We start from the raw sequence: 20,592 nt of genomic DNA, 5'->3' as shown, positions 1-20,592 counted from the left end.
TTTCAACCTCTCGCAACAGCAACGACGGCGACGACGGCAAGCTGGGCGAGCACGGCCGGCAGCGCCACGAGCCAGGCCGGGGCCATTAGCTGCTCGGGTCTGAGAGGACCCAGACGCCGGCGGACGACGAGCAGCACGCCCAGCAGCACCAGCGTTTTCACCAGAAACCAAACCCAGCCGGGCAGGAGCGGACCCGCGCCTCCACCCAGGAACAGGGCGACGGCGAAGCCCGAACCGACAGCCAGCAGCATGTGCCGGCCGGCGAGCAGCAGGAGGCGGTCCACGCCGGTGGCCTCGGCAAGCACCCCTCCGGCAAGGTCCGCCCCGGCCGGGGCATCGAAAGGCCGGTGCAGCGAAAAGGCCAGCACCGCGGCGCAGAAAACCAGGAAGGCGACGGGCATCCAGGCCACGTACCAGAGGGTCTCCTGGTCCGCCACGATATCCGCCATGCGCAGGCTCCCCGCCGCGACCGCCGGTGCGGTCAGGGCGAACATCAGGGGCAGCTCGTACCCGAGGGCCAACCCGAGGAAACGGTAGCCTCCGATCATCGCGTGGGCGGAATTGGGACCCCACCCTGCCAGCCAGACCGCAGCCCAGACCATGACGTCCATGGCGTTGAACCAGACCAGCCCGATCGGCAGGTCCGCGATGACCCAGGATCCGAACGGCAGGACCGCGGCCATCAGCACGGCGATGACCGGCAGGCCCGCCGTTCCGATCCGCCACAACAGGACGTCGGCCGAGAGCCAGGACCGGCGTGGTTGGCGAAGGAGCCGCGCCGTTTCCGCGAAGGGCGCCAGCAGCCCGCCCCGGCGGCCATCCGAGCGCGCCTGCACCCCGGCGTCGAAGACCGCCCCGGCAACACCCGCCAGTACCGTCAGGAGCACCGCAGCCGCGGCCCAGACCGGGGCCACCTGCACGACGCCGCTCACCGGGCTGCCGCCGTCAACGCCGCGACCGGGGACAGATCAAGACTTGCAACGATGAGCCGGACCCGCCCGAGTTCCTGCCCGGCCGCCAGGTCCGCCAGCAGCGCGGCGTCCAGATGCCGGCTAAGCCGGGGCGGCGGCTGCTGCACCCCCGCGGCAGCGGAGACTGCCCCCTCGACCATGCCGAGCAGGCGGTCCCACGCGTCGGTGCCCGCCTCAGGGCGTGGTTCATCCGTGTCGACGCGTCCCACGCCCCGCAGGGCCCGGCGCAGCAGGAAGGACCGCTTCAGCCGCGATAGTTCGGCAGTGAGAGGGCCGTGGCTGGCGGCTGTGGAACCGTTTGCCAGCGCCTGGTTTCGGATCCGCTCCATCCGTCCGGCCGCATCGGCGCTTCCCGCGAGCCGCAGGAGCCGGGCGGCCAGATCGGTCTGATGCACCACCACCGCCCGGGAGTCGGCCACGGTTGCCTCTGCTCCGGGGCCGACCGTCAGCCATTCGGCCTGTGCGGACATCACGACGTCGCCCTGCAGCCTGCAGCGCAGCACCAGGCCGGCGGGCCAGAAGGGAAGCACCGGACCCAAGGGCACCTGCAGCTCGTCCAGGTCCAGGCCGTCCCGGTCCGCGCCCTGACCTGCGAGGGCGATTCCGTCCGGCATCGGCATGTCCATGCCGCCGTGATCCATGCCGCTGTGGTCCATCTCGCCGTCGTCCATCGCGTCGTGGTCCCCGGCCGTCGGTGAGCCGGCGTCGTTCTTCCGCTCGCCGGCCTGGGCGGCCTGAAGTTCGGGATTGGCGAGTTCCCGGGCGCACGCGGTCAGCGCCCCGTCAATGTCAGCGGCTGACACGACAGTTGTTCTGGCCCGGGGCGCGGGAAGCTCATCCCAGATCCGGCTCAGGACCTCGGCGAGGTCGGCTGCGGGTTCCCCGCAGACACAGAGGATGTCCGCGTCCGCGGGGGAGAGCGCGGGCACCCAGCCGCGCCTCACCAGGTCCTGCTCCACAGCCATTCGGACCGAGGCATAACCGGGCGCCTCGACGATCAGAACATGACAGCGGGTCGTCGCGAGCCTGCCCAGGACGTTTTTCAGACCCATTTGAACGCCCCTTCCCGCCACGCCCAGACCACACCGGCCATCAGCACTCCGAGGAAGACAAACATCTCGATCACGGCGCCCGGTCCGAGCCGGCCCACCACTGCCGCCCACGGGTACATGAAGAGCATTTCGACGTCGAAGGCCAGAAACACCAGGGTCACGGGGTAGTAGCGGGCGTGATAGCGGGACAGAGCGTGCTGGTCTGGGATCCAGCCGCTGAGGAACGGTCGGCTGATCAGCGGATTGCGCGCGACGGCGGTGAGTTTGGCGAAGGCATATAAGCCTCCGACGCCTGCCAGGACCAGCCCCAGCATGCTCAGGATTCCCCAGTACATCGACAATCACCCTTCCCTTCGCCCGCTTCCGGCCGCTGACCAGCGCACCGGGTTCCTCTTCCGTTCTCAGACCACGTACGAGATGACGCCCATCATGCCGCGCTCGGCGTGGTAGGCGTTGTGGCAGTGCGTCAGCCACTGGCCGGGGTTGTCCGCATCAAAGACCACGGTAACGGTCTGGCCGGCCCTGACGATGACGGTGTCCTTTCTGGCGCCATCGGCGCCCACCTGGAAGGTGTGGCCGTGGAGGTGCATGGGGTGCCACATGGTGGTCTCATTGACGAACTGCACTTCTACCCGCTCTCCGCGCCTAATATCGAAGGCGTCGCGCAGGGGGTCGTTCATGTCGAACCGCCGGCCGTTGATGCCCCAGTCGTACTTCATCATCCCGCCCGTGAGCTTGAGGACGTGGGACCTGTCCGGGGTCTTCGCCGGCAGCGCGACCGACGGGTCTGCCGTCAACTGGCCGCCGTCCACCACGTCGCCGTCGAGGGCGATGGGTAGCGTCGCCGGCAGGGGCCGCTTCCCCGTCCCCGTGCTGATGAAACCGACCGTCTGGCCGATTTTTCCTTCGGGCAGGGCCAGGACCGGGGTGTAGCCGTCCCCCACCGTGACCAGGGCATCAATGCGTTCGCCCATACCGAGGACCACGGCGTCGACGTCCTTGTGCACCACCGGGAAGCCGTCCGTGTGGGTGAGGGTGAGCTTCCGGCCGGGCGTGCCGACCCGGTAGGCGGTGTCCCCGGCGGCATTGATAATCCTCAGCCGGATGACCTCGCCGGCTTTGGCCGGGAACTCCTCGGCCTGGTCGGGCGCCTTGCCGTTGAACAGGTGGTAGGGGTAGCGGACATCGCCGGCGTCGCCGCCCAGGAAGTCGCTGCGTGAGCCCATCAACATGTGGGTTCCGGACCCCGGCGACGGCGGCGGCATTGAACCCATGGATCCGCCCATCGACCCTTGATCCATTCCGGGCATGGAGCCGCCGCCCATGCCGCCGGAAACCTCCTTGAGGACCTCATCGGGGGTGCCGGTGACGCCGTCCAGCCAGTCGTCCAGGACGATGACCCAATCCCGGTCGTAGACAAGCTTCTCGGCCGGGTCATCGACGATAAGGGCGCCGTAGAGCCCGCGTTCGCGCTGCATTTCCACGTGCGAGTGATACCAGTAGGTGCCCGGGTGGGCGATCCGGAAATCGTAGGAATAGTCGGCGTTCGAGGCGACGGCATCCTGGGTGACGCGAGGTACGCCGTCCTGGTCGTTCCGCAGCGCCAGACCGTGCCAGTGGATGCTGGTGGGGTCCGGAAGGTTGTTCTTGAGGGCCACGCGGAGCCTGTCGCCGGCCTTCGCCCGGATGGTCGGCGCAACCAGGCCGTTGTTGTACCCCCAGGTGTTGACGGTCTTGCCGCCGATCGAAGCCGCAATCGGTGCAGCGGTGAGGTTCTGGCTGACGGTGGTGCCGGTGGAAGTCCGGCCGGCCTCCAGTTCGGCGATGGCCGGATCGCCAGGCATGATCCTGCGCGGGGCGTCTGCTGTGGGTGGCGAGCTGGTGCAGGCTGCCAGAGCCGCGGTAGCCGCCGCGGACACGGAGAGGCCGAGGAAGCTGCGCCGGTTGAGTCGGGGATTCATAGGGGTGGGCATAATTTCGTATCTTTCAGAGGAGTCTGGGTTGTCGGGGTTGCCGGGGCATGCGCCGGAATGCAGGGAGGCAGCTGCCCTAGGGTCAGGTATCGAGGTGGAGCCGAAGGTCGGAGATGATGGACGATTCCTCGACGCCGCGGGCTTCGGCCAACTGAGTCACCAACCACCTGATCGCCACGGTGGCGCCTCCCACGAGGTGGGTCACGTCAATGTCGATGCCTTCCAGATCGGCGGCCGCGGGCCCCCGGGCCTGGACGGCTCCGATCTCACCCAGCCTGGCCAGGGCCCGGTTGATGAGCTCCGGGTCCGGCTTCTCGTCCCACAGCGATACCGCATCGAGCAGGACGTGGGCCGCCTGCCGTCCGGTTTCCGGGATGCCCGTCACCGGGTCACCGCCGTCGAGCCTGGGCCCGCACCGGCGGGATCGTAGGCGGAAAAAGTCTGGCCGCCGTCTGCGGAGACTTCCAACCCTTGCGCTGTGGCCACCCAGATGCGGAGCTTTCCGTCGCTGCTCTGGTTTGCGGCGACCGCCTGGACAGGGCCTGTCGGCTTGCCTGCGGCCTTCCAGGTCGCACCGCCGTCGTCCGAGCGGTAGACGGCCCCGTCGGGGGCGGCCCCTACGGCGGTCTGGACGCTGGCGAAGGTGGCGAACTGTATGACGGGGGAGCCCGGGACCTTCGTCCAGGTGGCGCCGCCGTCGGTTGAACGCCGCAGCCCGTCCTGGGCGGTGGCGAGGACAACCCCACTGCCGGGATGCCCCGCCAGTGCTGCGGGGTGGAAATCCACCCCGACGGCTTTCCACGAGGTGCCGTCCGTGCTGGTCCGCAGGGTGCCGTCGAAGGCTACGAGCCCGGATCCCGTCACGGTGAGTGCGTGGAAGTCTGACTCACCCTGACGTGAGAGGGGTTGCCACGTCTTCCCGCCGTCGGTGCTCTTGATGAGGCCGAGGGGATCGGGTGCCGCGGTGCCGGGACCGGGATGGCCGGAGGCAAAGAGAACTCCCCGTTCACCGGCCGGGGCGTAGCCCATCAGGTCATTTGTTGGCCCGATCTTCACGGCCGGGCTGCTGGTGACGTCGAACAGGCCCTCATGGGTAGCCAGGAGCAGTTGCCCGGAGGCGGGATCAGCGCTGAGCCCATGGACGTGGGCGTCGGGAAGTGCATTGTTCAGCGGGGAGACCGCGATGGGCGTGGACGGCGGAGCGGAGCTGCAGGCTGGAAGCAGGAAGGTTATTGCGACGGCCGCCGAGACCATTGCTGTCGGGCGTTTCCGGGGTTTGCGAAGCACAGACATTCGAGGCTCCTGGAAGCGTGGTGGGATGAGGCTTTGCGGGAAGGCGCGCCCGGGGAGGGTGCGGGCGCCTGACGTGCCGCCGAATCCGGCAAATGGACCGGCGGCACGTGGAGGGCGGGGCAGGCTGCCTAGAGCGTGGGCAGGAGGGTCTGCATGTCCTTGATCTCGGCTTCCTGGGCCGTAACGATGCTCTTGGCCAGAGACACCGCGTCGGCGTTCTTCCCCTGCGCGATTTCCGTCTTGGCCATCGCGACGGCGCCCTGGTGGTGGGCGATCATCTGGGTCAGGAACAGCTTCGCGGCCTCGGTACCCTGGGCGGCCTTGAGTTTGGCCATGTCGTCCGCACCCATCATGCCGCCCATGTCCATGCCGGGGGCCATAGTGGCGGACTCGTTCCAGGTCTTGAGCCAGCCGGTCATGGTGGCGATCTCCGGGCCCTGGGCGGCCTTGATCCTGGTAGCGAGTTCCTTGACCGGTGCGGGGATATCGCTCTTACCCAGCATCAGGTCGCTCATCTCCACGGCCTGCTGGTGGTGAGGGATCATGCCTTGGGTAAACATCGTGTCCGCAGCATTGTGATCCGCGGCGGCGGCAAGGGTGCTGCTGGCGGGTGCACTGCCGGACATGCTCCCGTGGTCCATGCCGTCCATGGAATTCATCGGGGCGGAGGTTCCGTTCGAGCCGGATGCGCAACCGGCGAGGGCAATGGCGGCGGCGACGGCGGTGGCTGACAGGGCAAGGTACTTCTGGGTCTTCATCGGGGTTCCTTCGGATTATCCCGGGCGCATGAAGGCACGGGAAAGAGGCGTTCGTCAATGACGCGCTGCGCTTCCGTGGGGGTAAGGCAACGGGGTGAGCGCCGGAGAGATCACGGCGCGGCCTCTTCCTTTACGTCCGGCTGATGCAGAGATCCCCTGGCGAAGGACTCAGGGGGCGGTGGGAGAGGGCCGCCGTCTGGAACGGCGCATGGGCCGGGGGATTGACGACGGTTACACCGGTGCCAGGCATCGGGGCTTCAAGTGATGTTGTCTGGGCGGCAGGGGTGCAGGACGCGTCCATAGAGTGCATACCGGCGCACCCGTGATCTCCCGTGCAGGCCTCGTTGCCGAGGGAGCCCGGCTGCTGCGCTCGGCTGTGGTTATGGCCGGGCGCTGTGCTTGATTCGCTGTGGCCAGAGTGAGCGGCGGCGTCCGCGGACACCATGGTCTGCACTGTGCCTTGGGAACCCGCCCCGGATGCCGAACCGGTTGCGGCCGATTCGGCGCCGTGGCCGCTCATGGGCGCGAAGGACATGATGTGCATGCCAAGGATGCCGGCTATCAGGGCCAGGGACAGCAGTACGAGGCGCACGCGGCTCAGGACGGCCATGGTGGTAGCGGCCTTTCCGGTCACGGCAATCATCCCTCCTGGTGGAAACCTGCTCATTCCAGACTACAGTTTCCCCCGGTATTCCGTGCCGCGGCCGGGCTCAGGTGACGGTGAGCTGGGTGTACATGCCGGCCTCGTAATGGCCCGGGAGGTTACAGGCCAGCTCATACCGGCCCGGCGGCAGCGTGAGGGTCACCCAGCCCGAGGTGCCGGGCAGGATTCCCTCGCCTGAGCCTTCGGTGCAGGTCCCGGAGGCCTCCCCGAGGCTGCCGCTTTCGTCGATGGTGCCGTCCGGCCCGACCGGACGGGTTCCGGGGACCTGGTTGTCGGGCAGGGGGAGGATCACCATCTCGTGGCTGATGTTCCCGGCGTTGGTCACCAGGAAGGAGACCGTGCCGTGGGTGACGGTGCCGCGGTCGGCCCGAAGCCGCATGGCCCCGCCCATCATGCCGTTCCGCGGGCGCATGACCGGGCCGCCAATATTGGTCAGCGTGACATTGACCTGGGTTCCGGCCAGGCCCGGGACGGTACACCCGGCCACCGGCCGGCCGAGGGGGCCGCCGCCGCCACCGGGACCCGCCGGATTGCCCAGGAGGCCAACGGCCAGGAGGGACAGCACCGTCAGGACGACGACGGCGGCGCCCGCCACAAGGTTCTGGCCCCGCCGGGAGATCCCGCTCACTCCCGGCGCCTCAGGGCCGCCCGCCGCGCGGTGAGTTCCTGCTCGTCGATTTCCCCTCGGGCGAAGCGCTCGTTGAGGATCCGCTCGGCGTCGTCGCGCGCGGGCTGTTCCGGGAAGCCGCGCTCCGGGAAGCCGTGGCCGGGGTGATGGGGCCGCCGCAGGAGGAGCACCACCACCGTGATCACGCCGCCCCAGAAAATCAGCATCAGCAAGGCCATAACGATCCAGCCGCCGAGGCCCCACCCGTTTCCGTACCAACCATTCATCATGACAGTGCCTCTCTATCCCTACCCGTGGCTGCCGAGGTAGCCGACCAGTCCGTCCACCGTGGCGACGGCCGGGTAGTCGCGCTCGGGGATGTCCACCCCGGTGTCCGTGTCGATCACTTCCACCAGCCGGAGGAAGTCCAGCGAGTCCAGCTCCAGGTCCTGGCGCAGCCGTGCGCCGCCGTCGACGTCGTCCAGTTCGACGTCGGGCGCCACCTTCCGCAACGCCGCGCGGACCGCCTCCCGGGCGTCCTGTTCGTTCATGGCCTCTCCGTTCCCGCTCGTGGTCAAAGCTCTTCGGGCGTTTGCAGCAGTTCCCCTATCCGGGCCAGGTAGCGGCCGCCGCGAAGGCCGTCGCTGACCCGGTGGTCGGCCGAGAGGGTGGCGGTCACCGCGTGCCGCACGCCCAGCATCCCGTTCTCCGCCCACGGCTGTTCCTGCACCCGGCCGAGGCCCAGCAGCGCCACCTGCGGCGGGTAGATCACGCCGAAGACGCTGTCGACGCCGAGGTCGCCCAGGTTGGTAACGGTGAGCGTGGGGTCCGCCATTTCGGCCCGCTGCAGCCGCCCGGCCCGGGCCCTGCCCACCAGGTCGCGCAGCTGGGCCATCAGTTCGTCCAGGGTGAGGGTGTCCGCGTCGTGCAGTGCCGGCGCCACCAGGCCGCCCTGCCGCAGGGCCACCGCCACGCCCAGGTGAACCGCGGGGCTGAACCGGAATTCGTCGTCGACATAGAAGCCGTTGACCTCCGGTACGTCCCGGGCGGCGAGCGCCGCGGCCTTGAGCAGCAGCGCGGACGGGACCAGCCGGGCGGCAACGGGCCGCTGCGCGTTGACGTGCTGCATCCAGTCCATGGCCGCGCGCAGGTCCAGCGTGGCACTGAGGTAGTAGTGCGGGATGGTCTGTTTGGAGCGTGACATCAGCGAACCGATCGCCCGCCGGAGCGCGGCGGTCCGGTCCGTCGCCGGGGTTTCGGTGCCGACCTGTGCGGAGGCGGCCGGCTCCGGCACGGTTTGTCGCTGTCCGCCTTGTTCGGGAGCGGCGGGCGCCGCGGGCGGCTCCGCCAGTGGAGCAGCGGGCGGTGTCTGCCGCGCTTGGACGGCGCGTTGAATGTCTTGGGCGGTGATGGCGCCGTCCGGGCCGGTCCCGGCGAGCCTGGAAAGGTCGACGCCGAGCTCCGCGGCCAGGCGGCGGGCGCGAGGCGCCGCGCGCACCCGGCTCGGTTCCACCGTGCCCGTTTCCGCCTGGCCCTGCTCCGGCGGGCCGGCCGTAGCTCGGGTAGGGCCGGGTCTTGCCGCTGCGGCGTGTTCGACGTCGGCCCGGGTGATGGCGCCGTCCCGGCCGGTCCCGTGGATCCGGTCCGTGTCCACGCCGAGCCGGTGGGCCAGGTGCCGGACCGGCGGCGCGACCGGTGCCGGGGCCGGCGGCCTGGCGGCAGGAACCGGTTCCGTGGAGGAGCGAACCGGCGGCGTTGAGGGTGGTGGCACCACAGCGCCAGGCCGGGCAACGGACGCCGGAGGAGCCTCCGGCATCCCCCCGGGGACCTCGGCCTGGGTCTGGGTGATCCGGGCCACGGGTGTTCCCACCGGCACGGTCTGGTTCAGCCCCACCAGCAGCTCCGCCACCACCCCCTCCTGGAAGGACTCGATGTCCATGACGGTCTTGTCCGTGTCCACCACGGCCACCAGGTCGCCGCGGCGGACGTAGTCCCCGGGCTTGACCAGCCATTCGACGATCTTTCCGTGGTCCATGTCCGCCCCGAGGGAAGGCATCAGGAAGTCACCCACGCGCCCCCACCGCCCCGTGCGCGGCCGCCACCACCCGCTCGGCCGAGGGGAGGGCCGCCAGTTCCAGATGCTTGGAGTACGGGATGGGCACCTCGGCGCTGCACACGCGGGCCACCGGTGCGTCGAGCTCGTAGAAAAGCTGCTCGCCAAGCCGGGCACAGATCTCGGCGGAGATGCTGCCGCTGCGCCAACCCTCATCGACGACGACGGCGCGGCGGGTCCGGCGCACAGCGGCGAGGATGGTGGCCTCGTCCAGCGGGCGGAGGGTGCGCAGGTCCAGCACCTCGGCGTCGATCCCGTCCCCGGCGAGCCGGTCCGCGGCCTCCAGGGTCAGCGGCAGCGTCCCGCCGTAGGTGATGAGTGTGATGTCCGTGCCGGGCCGACGGACGGCGGCGGTGGTGATGTCGACGGCGCCGGCATCCTCGGCGAGCTCGCCCTGGACGTTGTAGAGCGAGCCGTGTTCGAAGATCAGCACCGGATCCGGGTCCCCCAGCGCGGTCCAGAGCATTCCGCGGGCGTCCTCCAAGGTGGCGGGGGCGAGGATCCGCAGCCCCGGGATGTGCGCGTACCAGCCCTCGAGGCTGTGCGAGTGCTGGGCGCCGAGCTGCCGGCCCGCCCCGGTGGTCATCCGGACCACCAGCGGGACGTGGAACTGCCCGCCGGACATGTGCAGCAGCGAGGCGGCATTGTTCATCAGCTGGTCCAGGGCCAGCAGGCTGAAGTTGACCGTCATGATCTCGACGATGGGCCGCATCCCGCCGAGGGCCGCCCCGATCCCGGCGCCAACGAAGCCGGACTCGGAGAGCGGGGTGTCCCGGATGCGCTCCGGCCCGAACTCCTCCAGTAGGCCCAGGCTGACGGCGAACGAGCCGCCGTACGCGCCCACGTCCTCACCCATCAGGAAGACCCGGTCATCGCGCTGCAGCGCGTCCCGGATTCCGGCGCGGAGGGCCTCCCGGTAGCTGGACTTCATGGCCGGTTCCCGGAGGTATCGGCGCCGCTACCGGAACCCCTTGAAGCGCCGGCCTCGCTGTAGACGAAGCGTTCCAGGTCCGCGACCGGTTCGGGCGTCCCGGCCTCCGCGAACGCGACGCCGGCTGCGATCTCGGCGTCGGCGTCGGCCTGGAGCCCCTCCCAGTCCGCGTCGGAAAGATCGCCCGAACCCGCCAGGGAGGTGCGCAACAGTGTGATCGGGTCCCGCTCCTGCCACCGCGCCACCTCGGCCTTGTCCCGGTAGCGTTCCGGGTCGAACATCGAGTGGGCCCGGAACCGGTAGGTGCGCAGCTCCAGGAAGTGCGGCCCGCCGCCGGCCCGGACCGCGTCCACCGCGCGGCGGGCGGTGTCCTCCACCGCCAGCACGTCCATCCCGTCCACCGCCCAGGCGGCCATCTCGTAGCCGGCGGCCTTGAGTGCGATGTCCGTCTGCGACTCGGAGCGGCCCAGCGCGGTGCCCATCGCATAGAGGTTGTTCTCGCAGCAGAACAGCACCGGCAGCTGCCAGAGCGCGGCGAGGTTCATGCTTTCGTGGAATTCGCCCTCAGCGACGGCGCCCTCGCCGAAGAAGCAGGCGGTGACGCGGGGCCGGCCTGTCAGCTTGTCCGCGAGCGCCAGGCCCACCGCCAGGGGCAGCCCGCCGGCCACGATCGCGTTGCCGCCGTAGAAGCGGGTGGCGGCGTCGAACAGGTGCATGGACCCTCCCCGTCCCCGGCAGCAGCCCTCGACGTTGCCGTACATCTCGGCCAGGATGGCGCCGGCGGACACCCCGCGCAGGAGGGCATGGCCGTGCTCGCGGTAGGTGGCGACGACGGCGTCCTCCGGACCCAGCGCGGACAGCACCCCGGCGGCCACCGCCTCCTCGCCGATGTAGACGTGCAGGAACCCGCGGATCTTGGCGGCACTGTAGAGCTCGACGCATTTCTCCTCGAGCCGGCGCACCCGGAGCATCTGCCGCAGCAGCTCCACGGCGTCCGGGCCGCTCACGCCGGGTCCCTGGACGCCGGACCGGACTCGATGGTGGAGGTGTCGCCCTCCGGCAGGCCCAGCTCGCGGGCCTTCAGCAGCCGGCGGAGGATCTTGCCGCTGCGGGTCTTCGGAAGCGCCGTGGTGAAGTCCAGCAACCGCGGCGCCACGGCCGGGCCCAGCCGCTTCCGGGCGAACCCGATGATGTCCAGCCGCAGCTCCTCGGACGGTTCGACGCCGGGGCGGAGCTCCACGAACGCCTTCACCACCTCCCCGGCCACCGGGTCCGGGACGCCGATCACCCCCGCCTCGGCGACGGCGTCGTGCTCCATCAGCGAACTCTCCACCTCGAAGGGGCCGATCAGGTGCCCGGAGGACTTGATCACGTCGTCGCCGCGGCCCACGAACCAGTAGTAGCCGTCGGCGTCGCGCCGGGCCAGGTCGCCGGTGAGGTACCAGCCGCCGGCGAAGCACTTCCGGTAGCGCTCCTCCTCGTTCAGGTAGCCGCGGAACATCGAGGGCCAGCCCGGCCGCAGCGCCAGTTCACCCACGGCGTTCGGGTCCGTGACCAGCACCGCGGCCCCGTCCCGGACCACCGGCCTGTCCGCCTCGTCCCGGACCACCAGGGCCGCCTCGATGCCCGGCAGCGGCCGCCCCATCGACCCGGGCCGGATCTCCGTCGCGGCGAAGTTGGCGATCATGATCCCGCCGGTCTCGGTCTGCCACCAGTTGTCGTGCACGGGCTGGCCGAAGGCTTCCCGGCCCCAGAGGACCACCTCCGGGTTCAGCGGCTCGCCCACGCTGGCGACGAACCGCAGCGCGGACAGGTCATGGCCGGCGGCGCGCTCCGCCCCGGCCTTCATCAGCATCCGCAGGGCCGTGGGCGCCGTGTACCAGACCGAGACGCGCTCGCCGGCGAGGATCCGGTACCAGCGGTCCGCGTCGATTTCCTCCTCGTCCACAATGCTGGTCACGCCGTGGCTGAGCGGGGCGAGGACGCCGTAGGAGGTGCCGGTGACCCAGCCTGGGTCCGCGGTGCACCAGTAGATGTCCTCCGGGTGCAGGTCCAGGGCGAAGGTGCCGGTGGCGTGGTGGGCGGTGACGGCGTCGTGGACGTGGATGGCACCCTTGGGCGTCCCGGTGGTCCCGGAGGTGAAGTGCAGCAGCGCCATGTCCTCCGGCTGGGTCGCGGCGATCTCTTCGTCCGCGGGCGCCCCGGCCAGCAGCGCGGCCAGGTCCAGCGTGCCCGGTTCCGGGTGGCCGTCCGCGTCGGCGAGCAGGATGTGCCGCAGTTCCGGCAGGGCGTCCCGCTGCGGGGCGATCTTCCGCCGGTACAGCGCCCGGGTGGTGACCAGGGCGCGGGCGCCCCCCAGCTGCAGGCGCTGCCGCACCGGCTCGGGGCCGAACGCGGAGAACAGGGGGCAGAAGACGCTGGCGTTCTTGAACGTGCCCAGCATGGCGGTGTAGAGGGCGGGGCTGCGGCCCAGGAGCGAGAAGACGCGCTCGCCGCGGCCGACGCCGAGGCCCCGCAGCGCCGCGGCGAACCGGTTGCTCCGCTCGGCCAGGTCCGCGTAAGTCAGCGCGTGGGCGCCGCCGTCAGCCCGGATGAACCGCAGCGCCTCCCGGCCGCCCAGCCCGGCCGCCACGTGCCGGTCCGCCGCCTCGTACGCGATGTTCAGGCCCCGGCCGCCCGGCAGCCCCGAGAGCTGCCGCCGGGCCTCGTCCCAGCTGAACGCGGCGCGGGCGGCATCGTAATCGGCCAGATGGGGGCGGACCCGGAAGCTGCCGGGATCTTTCCCGATGGCCGGCCAGCGGAGCGAGGGCGCGGTTCCTGCCGTCATGGTTACATCGGACGCCCGCGCCCCGCCGGTGCCAAGAGCCGTTAGTCCCGGCGCCAGAGCGGGGGCCGGGCGGAGACAACGCGGGGTCCGGGCGGCGCCGCGTGGGGCCGGTCGGGGCGGCACGTCCGCGCCTGTACTGCCACTAAACTGGGTGCCATGACAGCCTCCACTGACACTGCGGCCGACGCCGCCGCCGCCCGCGCCCGCCTCCTGGAACTGATCAAGGAACTCGCCGTCGTCCGCGGCAAGGTCATCCTCTCCAGCGGCGCCGAGGCCGACTACTACATCGACCTGCGCCGCATCACCCTGCACCACGAGGCCTCCAAGCTGGTGGGCCAGGTCATGCTGTCCCTGCTCGACGACGCCGGCATCCACTTCGAATGCGCCGGCGGCCTGACCATGGGCGCAGACCCCGTGGGCACCGCGGTGATGCACGCCGCCGTCGACGCCGGCCGCCCGGTGGACGCGTTCGTGGTCCGCAAGGCGCAGAAGTCCTACGGCATGGGCCGCCAGGTGGAAGGCCCCTCCGTGGAGGGCCGCAATGTCTTGGTCCTGGAGGACACCTCCACCACCGGCGGCTCCGCGCTGACCGCGGTCGAGGGCGTGCGCAAGGCCGGCGGCAACGTGGTGGCCGTCGCCGTGATCGTGGACCGGGCCACCGGTGCCAAGGAAAAGATCGAGGCCGAGGCCGGCGTGCCCTACCTGTTCGCCTTCGGCAAGGACGAACTGGGCCTGGAATAAGGGTTTTCCCTGCAGCGGAATCCTCTGGACCGGGTTTGGGGCCCGACTTATCATTTCCTCAACACCCGCGCCGGCATCCCGGCGCCTGCAACCGGAGAACACCGCCCATGCTCCCTTCCCATGACCACACCGAAACCGACCCTGGAACGCTGGTAGACCAGGTCCAGGACCTCATCCTCGACAGCAGCGACTTCGAGGAGTTCCTGAACGAGCTGGCGCGGTTTTCCGCCCACCAGGTGGCCGGCGACGGCGAGGACGCGCTCTGCGGGATCACCCTGCTGCGCGACCGGAAGGCCGCCACGATCGGCTGGAGCAGCGACGACGCCCGGGCGATCGACGAGATCCAGTACCGGCTGGCCCAGGGTCCCTGCCTGACGGCGGCGCAGGAGGAACGCGAGGTCTACGTCCCCGACCTGCTGGACGAGGAGCGCTGGGGCCCCGAATACGCCGACGCCGTCGCCTCGTTCGGCCTGCGCTCGGTGCTCTCCGTCCCGTTCCACCTGCAGGGCGAGGCGCAGGCGGCGCTGAACCTCTACTCCGACGTCCCGCGCAAGTTCGACGGCGAGGCAGCCGACAAGGCCCGCCACTACACCCGGCAGATCAGCCAGGCGCTGCGCATGGCCGTGCGCTGCTCGCTGCATGCGGACAGCGCCAGCAACCTGCGCGCCACCCTGGAGTCCCGCACGGTGATCGACATGGCCATCGGCATCGTCATGGCCCAGAACCGCTGCGACCAGGAGACCGCGGTGCGGATCCTGACGGACGCCTCCAACCACGGGAACATCAAACTCCGTGAGGTGGCGACCTCGCTGGTGAAGTCCGTGGGTGGTTCCGGCACCCGGACCCACTATCAGGAGCCGGGCCGGCAAGCCGCGGGCTGATCCGGGAACTTGTGCCGCTAGTATTCGGCCGATAGTCTGAGCGAGGTTGAGCCGTCGGCCAAAGATACCTTCTTTGGAGTACCTATGGACCAATCCCTGAACGCTCACGTAAAGCTCGACGTCGGTCTCGACATCGTCCGGATCGATGTTATTGGCACCCTTAACCGCGAAACCCGTCCGGCCCTCCTGCAGCTGATCCAGCGCATCCGCCGCTCCGGTTTCACCTGGCACATCCGCGTGGATCTCTCCCGCTCGCCCTTCGTCGAATCCGCCGCCCTCGCCGGCCTGCGCCACGACCTCAACGCCATCGACGGCCAGAGCCGCCAGCTGGACCTCTCCGGCGCGCCGCCCCTTTCCGCCGGGGTCTCGCTGGAACTGCAGTGCTCAGCCGACGCGTCCGGCAGCGTCTTCGAGGACCTGGACTTCGCCGCCGCCGACTTCCACGCCGCCAAAATCCGTCCGCTGGGCCGGTACTCGGACGCCGAACTGCTGGCGGCCTCGGACGACGCCTTCAGCAAGCTCGACGATCCCGCCCGCGGCGCCGCCTCCGAGCTGCTGGCCCACTACGAGGACATCCGGTTCGAGATGTCCCGCCGCGAATTCGACCGCGAAACCGAAACCCTCTGACCTGTCCGGGCGCCGCGGACCCGGCGGCGCCGCACTCCCCGAACCGGAGCATTTTCCCGTGGAAGCCGCAGTGGTTACGGTTGTGGTGTGCCGCGTGAGACCGAAGTGACGGAGGGCGGAACCGCGAAGGCGGATGCCCGGCTCCTCCGGCACGCCGCCGAACTGGAACGGTTCTCCCGGCGGAACTTCCTGATCGGCGCCGGCACCGCGGGACTCCTGGCCGCGGACATGCTCTTCACCCGCCGAGTCCAGGCCGAGCGCCGGGTGAACAAGATCCTGACCGTGCCCGACGACGTCGCCGAACGCTACTACCCGCGCGCCAGCTGGATCCTCTTCCCGGGCTTCAAGACCAGCTGGGAGGAGGCCCAGTGGATCCTGAACTCCCTGCGTGGCGCCATGAACAAACGCGGCCAGCTGGCCGCCGTCGGCTACTCCAACGTGGGCCTGGAGATCGACAAGATCGTGATCGCCGTGATCGAGCACGTGCGCGCCCACAAGCTGGAGACCCTCTACTTTTACGGCCACAGCTTCGGCGGGATGGTCGCCGTGCAGGTGGCCGCCCGGCTGCTGGAACTGCACGGCGTCAAGGTGGCCTTCATCCTGCTGGACTCCAGCCCCGCAACCCGCAGCGACGTGCTGGACCAGAGCTGGTTCGAGGGTGTGGTGTTCCTCTACGAGAGCGGCGTCCGGTTCCCCACGGTGCTGCGCGGCAGCTACGAGCTCGGCGAACGGGTGCTCAACAAACACGAGCGCACCTGGGGCCAGATCGTTGACCAGACACTCGAGCAGCTTTCCCCGATCGCGCCGTCCAGCGTCCTGATCCAGAGCGAGTCCGCCTACATCTACCACTTCGATCCGGGCCGGTACGTGGGCAAGCTCGGCGACGCCAGGATGGCGTTCATCGGCAACCCGGCGGACCGGACCGTCAGCTACGAGACGGCCCGGGACTCCTGGATGCTGCGGTTCGCGGGCAACATGGTCTCCGACTCGCTGCAGACCGACGGCGCCCGGCCGGCCCACGCCAGCCCCCAGTGGAACCCGGGGATCTACAAGCAGCTGGTCGAGCAGCTCCAGGACCAGATCCTGCCCCTTCCGGCCGGCGGCGGCCGGAAGGTGGCGTTCTAGCGGCCTAAATCTGGTTCTTGAGGTCCGCCACCGAGTTCAGGATCTGGTTGGGCCGGAACGGGTAGGCGGCGATGTCGTCCTTGTGGGTGATGCCGCTGAGCACCAGCACCGTGTGCAGGCCCGCCTCCATGCCGGCGATGATGTCCGTGTCCATCCGGTCCCCGATCATGGCCGTGGTCTCCGAGTGGGCGTCGATCTGGTTCATCGCGGACCGGAACATCATGGGGTTCGGCTTGCCCACAATGTAGGGTTCCCGGCCGGTGGCCTTGGTGATCAGGGCGGCGATCGCCCCGGTGGCCGGCATGGGGCCGTCCTTGGAGGGGCCCGTGGCGTCCGGGTTGGTGGCGATGAACCGTGCCCCGCCCAGGATCAGCCGGATGGCCATGGTGATGGCCTCGAAGGAATAGGTGCGGGTCTCGCCGAGCACCACGAAGTCCGGATCCTGGTCGGTGAGGATGAAGCCCGCCTCATGCAGCGCCGTCGTCAGGCCCGCCTCGCCGATCGTGTAGGCGCGGTTGCCGGAGTCGGAGCCGCGGACCTGGTCCTTAAGGAACTGGGCCGTGGCCAGCGCCGAGGTCCAGATGTTCTCCTCGGGGATCTCCAGGCCGGAGCTGCGCAGCCGGGCGGCGAGGTCCCGCGGAGTGAAGATCGAGTTGTTGGTCAGCACCAGGAAGCGCCGGGAGGTGTCCACCCAGCGCTGGATCAGTTCGGCCGCGCCGGGGATGGGCTGGTTCTCATGCACCAGCACGCCGTCCATGTCCGTCAGCCAGCACTCAATGTCCTGGCCGCTGCGGTACACCGACGCGGTGGAACGGGTCTCGTCCGCGTCCTGCCGCTGCTCTGAGTGGTGCTCTGACTGCTCCGCCATGGTGCCCTCCGCCGATAGTGTTCCGCTACTGCTCCCAGTCTAATGTTGAGGAGTGACCCAGCCAGAAGTAACGCCAGCAGCAGAGCCTGAACCCGGGCAGGAACCGGAGATCGGCGTCGGGCCCTGGAGCGGGCCGCTGCCCGAGGGGGACCACTGGGACCCGGACCTGCTGGCCGACGGGGACCGCCGCAACGTCCTGGACAAGTACCGGTACTGGAAGCACGAGGCGATCGTCGCAGAGCTGGACTCGCGCCGCCACAACTTCCACATCGCCATCGAAAACTGGCAGCACGACATGAACATCGGCACCGTGGTCCGGACGGCGAACGCCTTCCTGGCCAAGGAGGTGCACATCATCGGACGACGGCGGTGGAACCGGCGCGGCGCCATGGTCACCGACCGTTACCAGCACGTCCGCCACCATCCCACGGTGGAGGACTTCGTGGCGTGGGCGCAGGCGGAGAACCTCGCGATCATCGGGATCGACATCTTCCCGGACTCGGTGCCGCTGGAGACCTACGAACTCCCGCGCGACTGCGTGCTGGTGTTCGGCCAGGAAGGTCCCGGCCTGACCCCCGAGGTGCACGCCGCCGCGGTGGACACCCTCTCCATCGAGCAATTCGGCTCCACCCGGTCCATCAACGCCGCCTCGGCCGCCGCGATCGCGATGCACGCCTGGATCCGCCGGCACGTCTTCAACCAGCTCCCCGGCTAGGCCGGCAGTAAGGACCGTTCTTTAGATCGGCCGGCCCGCGGCGAACACCGCCGTGACGGCCAGGTCCTCATCCAGCAGGACCGCGTCCGCCTGGTACCCCGGCGCCAGCAGCCCCAGGTCCGTGCCGCGGCCGATCGCCCGCGCCGGCGTCCCGGTCAGCGCCGTCACCGCCTCCGTCAGCGGGATGCCCGCGTCCCGCACCGCCCGGCGCAGGGCCTCGTCAAGCGTCAGGGTGGACCCGGCGATGGGGCCCTCCGCGTCCCCGGTCCCGGCCAGCCGTGCCACCCCGCCGCGCACCGTGACGGGCAGCGTGCCCAGCTGGTAAGTTCCGTCTGCGGCGCCTGCGGCGGCCATCGCGTCGCTGACCAGCGCCACCCGGCCCGGGGCTCCGGTGAAGGCCAGCCGCACCATTTCCGGGTGGACGTGGACGCCGTCATTGATCACCTCAAGGGTCACGCCAAGGGAGCGGAACGCCGCGGCAACGGGCCCGGGCTCGCGGTGGTGCAGCCCCGGCATCGCGTTGAAGGCGTGCGTGAGGATGGAGGCGCCGGCGTCGAACGCGGCGAGGGCGGCGTCGTACCCGGCGGCGGTGTGACCGACGGCGACCGCGACGCCGGCATCCACCAGGGCGCGGAGGGCCGCCATGGCGCCGGGAAGTTCCGGGGCCAGGGTCCACTGCCGGAGCGTACCGCGTCCCGCCGCCAGCAGCGCGGCGACGTCCTCCGGGTCCGGGGCACGGAGCAGGGACGGGTCGTGGGCGCCGCGGAATGCAGCGGCCAGGAAAGGGCCCTCGAGGTGGGCTCCCAGGATGAGCGGGTCCGCCTCGGCCGCGTCGGCGACGGCGGCGAGCCGGGCTTCCAGGTCCGGCCGGGCGGCGGTGACGAGGGAGAGGACCAGCCGGGTGGTGCCGTGCCGGTGGTGGGTGGCCAGGGCCCGGCCGATCGCGGCCGCCCCGCCGTCGTCAGCCCCATCGTCGAACGCGGCGCCGCCCCCGCCGTGGCAGTGCAGGTCGATGAAACCCGGCGTCAGCCAGCGGCCGGCCGCGTCCGTGATGGCGCACCCGGCGCCTGGAGCATCAAGACCGTCTCCGGCCCCGTTGTCGGCAGGGGTGCCGCCGGCATTCGGCACCAGCCCCCGCCAACCGTCCCCGGACCCGACGGCCGCGACTGTGGTCCCGGCGAACGCCACCCAGGCGTCAGCGGTGATGGACCAGCCGGAGACGAGGCGGGCGGAGTGGATGATGCGGGTGGGCTGGCCGGGCATGATGCTGCCACCCTATCCGCTCCGGTCCGGGGGCAGTGTTACAACCGGGAGTGAGCGGAACCACTGCCGTCCGGCGGGAATGGCTAGGATGGTGCGTAGCCGACGAGGTTCACCCCAGGGGTCAGCCCAGCCCGCAGACGAAATTCACCTAAGGAGTCAGCATGCCCATTGCAACCCCAGAGATTTACTCCGAGATGATCGACCGCGCGAAGACGGGCGGTTTTGCTTTCCCCGCCGTCAACGTGACCTCCTCCCAGACCCTGAACGCCGCCCTCCGCGGCTTCGCCGAGGCCGAGTCCGACGGCATCGTCCAGGTCTCCACCGGCGGTGCCGCCTACTGGTCCGGCGCCTCCACCAAGGACATGGTGGCTGGCTCCCTGGGCTTCGCCGCATTCGCCCGCGAGGTCGCCAAGAACTACGGCGTCAACATCGCCCTGCACACGGACCACTGCCCCAAGGACAAGCTGGACGGCTTCGTCCTGCCGCTGCTGGCCGCCTCCGAGGCCGAGGTCAAGGCCGGCCGCAACCCGCTCTTCAACTCCCACATGTGGGACGGCTCCGCCGAAACCCTGCAGGAGAACCTCAAGATCGCCCGTGACCTGCTGGCCCGCACCGCGGCCGCCAAGATGATCCTCGAGGTCGAGATCGGCACGGTCGGCGGCGAGGAAGACGGCGTCGAGAACGCCATCAACGACAAGCTCTACACCACGGTTGAGGACGCCCTCGCCACGATCGACGCCCTCGGCGCCGGCGAGAACGGCCGCTACATCACCGCCCTGACCTTCGGCAACGTGCACGGCGTGTACAAGCCCGGCGGCGTGAAGCTGCGCCCGGAGATCCTCAAGGACATCCAGGAGCAGGTGGGCGCCAAGATCGGCAAGGCCAATCCGTTCGACCTGGTCTTCCACGGCGGCTCCGGATCCTCCGAGAAGGAAATCGCCGACGCGGTCTCCTACGGCGTGATCAAGATGAACATCGACACCGACACCCAGTACGCCTACACCCGCCCGGTGGTGGACCACATGTTCCGCAACTACGACGGCGTCCTGAAGATCGACGGCGAGGTCGGCAACAAGAAGATGTACGACCCGCGCGTCTGGGGCGCCTCCGCCGAGGCCGGCCTGGCTGCCCGCGTGGTCGAAGCCGCCCAGCAGCTCGGCTCCACCGGCAAGACGTTCTAACC

The 20,592-nt window shown here is 70.0% G+C and carries 22 protein-coding genes; 6 read left to right on the top strand and 16 right to left on the bottom strand.

Features of this window, described 5'->3' with window-relative positions; genetic code table 11:
- Window positions 1-2 precede the first annotated feature (2 nt).
- The 14 genes from ABC337_RS06200 to acsA all read right to left on the bottom strand — a co-directional run bounded on the left by ABC337_RS06200 (window position 3) and on the right by acsA (window position 13,189).
- Window positions 3-932 carry an NADH-quinone oxidoreductase subunit H gene (locus tag ABC337_RS06200; protein ID WP_412884719.1) on the bottom strand — a complete coding sequence of 310 codons (930 nt, stop codon included), beginning with the start codon at window positions 930-932 and terminating at the stop codon, window positions 3-5.
- The gene (locus ABC337_RS06195) at window positions 929-2,023 is read right to left on the bottom strand and encodes a hypothetical protein (protein WP_412884720.1); all 1,095 of its coding nucleotides are present in this window, start codon (window positions 2,021-2,023) and stop codon (window positions 929-931) included. The genes ABC337_RS06200 and ABC337_RS06195 overlap by 4 nt, the downstream gene beginning before the upstream one ends.
- Window positions 2,014-2,358, bottom strand: a complete 345-nt coding sequence (locus tag ABC337_RS06190; protein WP_412884721.1) for an NADH-quinone oxidoreductase subunit A — start codon at window positions 2,356-2,358, stop codon at window positions 2,014-2,016. The genes ABC337_RS06195 and ABC337_RS06190 overlap by 10 nt, the downstream gene beginning before the upstream one ends.
- Window positions 2,359-2,424: 66 nt before the next feature.
- Window positions 2,425-3,984, bottom strand: a complete 1,560-nt coding sequence (locus ABC337_RS06185) for a multicopper oxidase family protein (protein WP_412884722.1) — start codon at window positions 3,982-3,984, stop codon at window positions 2,425-2,427.
- 94 nt (window positions 3,985-4,078) lie between these two features.
- Window positions 4,079-4,381, bottom strand: coding sequence for a hypothetical protein (locus tag ABC337_RS06180; protein ID WP_412884723.1), 303 nt, complete (start codon window positions 4,379-4,381; stop codon window positions 4,079-4,081).
- On the bottom strand, window positions 4,378-5,289 hold the full coding sequence (locus ABC337_RS06175; RefSeq protein ID WP_412884724.1) for a F510_1955 family glycosylhydrolase: 912 nt from the start codon (window positions 5,287-5,289) through the stop codon (window positions 4,378-4,380). Before ABC337_RS06175 ends, ABC337_RS06180 begins: the two co-directional genes overlap by 4 nt.
- Before the next feature lie 128 nt (window positions 5,290-5,417).
- Window positions 5,418-6,047, bottom strand: a complete 630-nt coding sequence (locus tag ABC337_RS06170) for a DUF305 domain-containing protein (RefSeq protein ID WP_412884725.1) — start codon at window positions 6,045-6,047, stop codon at window positions 5,418-5,420.
- Window positions 6,048-6,757: 710 nt separating this feature from the next.
- On the bottom strand, window positions 6,758-7,339 hold the full coding sequence (locus ABC337_RS06165) for a sulfocyanin-like copper-binding protein (protein ID WP_412884726.1): 582 nt from the start codon (window positions 7,337-7,339) through the stop codon (window positions 6,758-6,760).
- Window positions 7,336-7,608, bottom strand: coding sequence for an SHOCT domain-containing protein (locus ABC337_RS06160; RefSeq protein WP_412884727.1), 273 nt, complete (start codon window positions 7,606-7,608; stop codon window positions 7,336-7,338). The genes ABC337_RS06165 and ABC337_RS06160 overlap by 4 nt, the downstream gene beginning before the upstream one ends.
- 18 nt (window positions 7,609-7,626) lie before the next feature.
- Window positions 7,627-7,869, bottom strand: coding sequence for an acyl carrier protein (locus ABC337_RS06155; RefSeq protein ID WP_364136330.1), 243 nt, complete (start codon window positions 7,867-7,869; stop codon window positions 7,627-7,629).
- Window positions 7,870-7,892: 23 nt separating this feature from the next.
- The gene (locus ABC337_RS06150; protein ID WP_412884728.1) at window positions 7,893-9,374 is read right to left on the bottom strand and encodes a dihydrolipoamide acetyltransferase family protein; all 1,482 of its coding nucleotides are present in this window, start codon (window positions 9,372-9,374) and stop codon (window positions 7,893-7,895) included.
- Between the two features lie 7 nt (window positions 9,375-9,381).
- Window positions 9,382-10,362 carry an alpha-ketoacid dehydrogenase subunit beta gene (locus ABC337_RS06145; protein ID WP_412884729.1) on the bottom strand — a complete coding sequence of 327 codons (981 nt, stop codon included), beginning with the start codon at window positions 10,360-10,362 and terminating at the stop codon, window positions 9,382-9,384.
- The gene (pdhA, locus tag ABC337_RS06140) at window positions 10,359-11,369 is read right to left on the bottom strand and encodes a pyruvate dehydrogenase (acetyl-transferring) E1 component subunit alpha (protein ID WP_412884730.1); all 1,011 of its coding nucleotides are present in this window, start codon (window positions 11,367-11,369) and stop codon (window positions 10,359-10,361) included. Before pdhA ends, ABC337_RS06145 begins: the two co-directional genes overlap by 4 nt.
- The gene (acsA, locus tag ABC337_RS06135) at window positions 11,366-13,189 is read right to left on the bottom strand and encodes an acetate--CoA ligase (RefSeq protein ID WP_412884731.1); all 1,824 of its coding nucleotides are present in this window, start codon (window positions 13,187-13,189) and stop codon (window positions 11,366-11,368) included. The genes pdhA and acsA overlap by 4 nt, the downstream gene beginning before the upstream one ends.
- A gap of 156 nt (window positions 13,190-13,345) precedes the next feature.
- On the opposite strand from acsA, the gene pyrE reads away from it, so the two are divergent.
- The 4 genes from pyrE to ABC337_RS06115 all read left to right on the top strand — a co-directional run bounded on the left by pyrE (window position 13,346) and on the right by ABC337_RS06115 (window position 16,563).
- Entirely contained in the window at window positions 13,346-13,930 is a 585-nt protein-coding gene (gene pyrE, locus ABC337_RS06130; protein WP_412884732.1) for an orotate phosphoribosyltransferase, read from the top strand.
- Between the two features lie 107 nt (window positions 13,931-14,037).
- Entirely contained in the window at window positions 14,038-14,811 is a 774-nt protein-coding gene (locus ABC337_RS06125) for a GAF and ANTAR domain-containing protein (protein ID WP_412884733.1), read from the top strand.
- A gap of 84 nt (window positions 14,812-14,895) precedes the next feature.
- Window positions 14,896-15,438: a hypothetical protein gene (locus ABC337_RS06120; RefSeq protein WP_364136344.1), complete on the top strand. Its 543-nt coding sequence runs from the start codon at window positions 14,896-14,898 to the stop codon at window positions 15,436-15,438.
- A gap of 87 nt (window positions 15,439-15,525) precedes the next feature.
- A complete protein-coding gene (locus tag ABC337_RS06115) occupies window positions 15,526-16,563 on the top strand; it encodes a thioesterase domain-containing protein (protein ID WP_412884734.1) in 1,038 nt (345 codons plus the stop codon).
- A gap of 4 nt (window positions 16,564-16,567) precedes the next feature.
- Here ABC337_RS06115 and ABC337_RS06110 read toward each other — a convergent pair whose 3' ends face one another.
- Entirely contained in the window at window positions 16,568-17,431 is an 864-nt protein-coding gene (locus ABC337_RS06110) for an HAD-IIA family hydrolase (protein ID WP_290256781.1), read from the bottom strand.
- Between the two features lie 52 nt (window positions 17,432-17,483).
- On the opposite strand from ABC337_RS06110, the gene ABC337_RS06105 reads away from it, so the two are divergent.
- Complete coding sequence (locus tag ABC337_RS06105; protein WP_412884735.1) at window positions 17,484-18,146, top strand: TrmH family RNA methyltransferase; 663 nt, start codon at window positions 17,484-17,486, stop codon at window positions 18,144-18,146.
- Between the two features lie 21 nt (window positions 18,147-18,167).
- Here the strand turns inward: ABC337_RS06105 and nagA are convergent, their stop codons facing one another.
- On the bottom strand, window positions 18,168-19,409 hold the full coding sequence (gene nagA / locus ABC337_RS06100) for an N-acetylglucosamine-6-phosphate deacetylase (RefSeq protein ID WP_412884736.1): 1,242 nt from the start codon (window positions 19,407-19,409) through the stop codon (window positions 18,168-18,170).
- Between the two features lie 161 nt (window positions 19,410-19,570).
- On the opposite strand from nagA, the gene fbaA reads away from it, so the two are divergent.
- Window positions 19,571-20,590, top strand: a complete 1,020-nt coding sequence (fbaA, locus tag ABC337_RS06095; RefSeq protein ID WP_290256778.1) for a class II fructose-bisphosphate aldolase — start codon at window positions 19,571-19,573, stop codon at window positions 20,588-20,590.
- Window positions 20,591-20,592: the final 2 nt, after the last annotated feature.

This window comes from Arthrobacter phoenicis, from assembly GCF_047238215.1.
Lineage (GTDB): Bacteria > Actinomycetota > Actinomycetes > Actinomycetales > Micrococcaceae > Arthrobacter.
The sequence above is the reverse complement of the archived record's forward strand: the minus strand, read 5'-3'. Positions and strand labels throughout refer to the sequence as shown.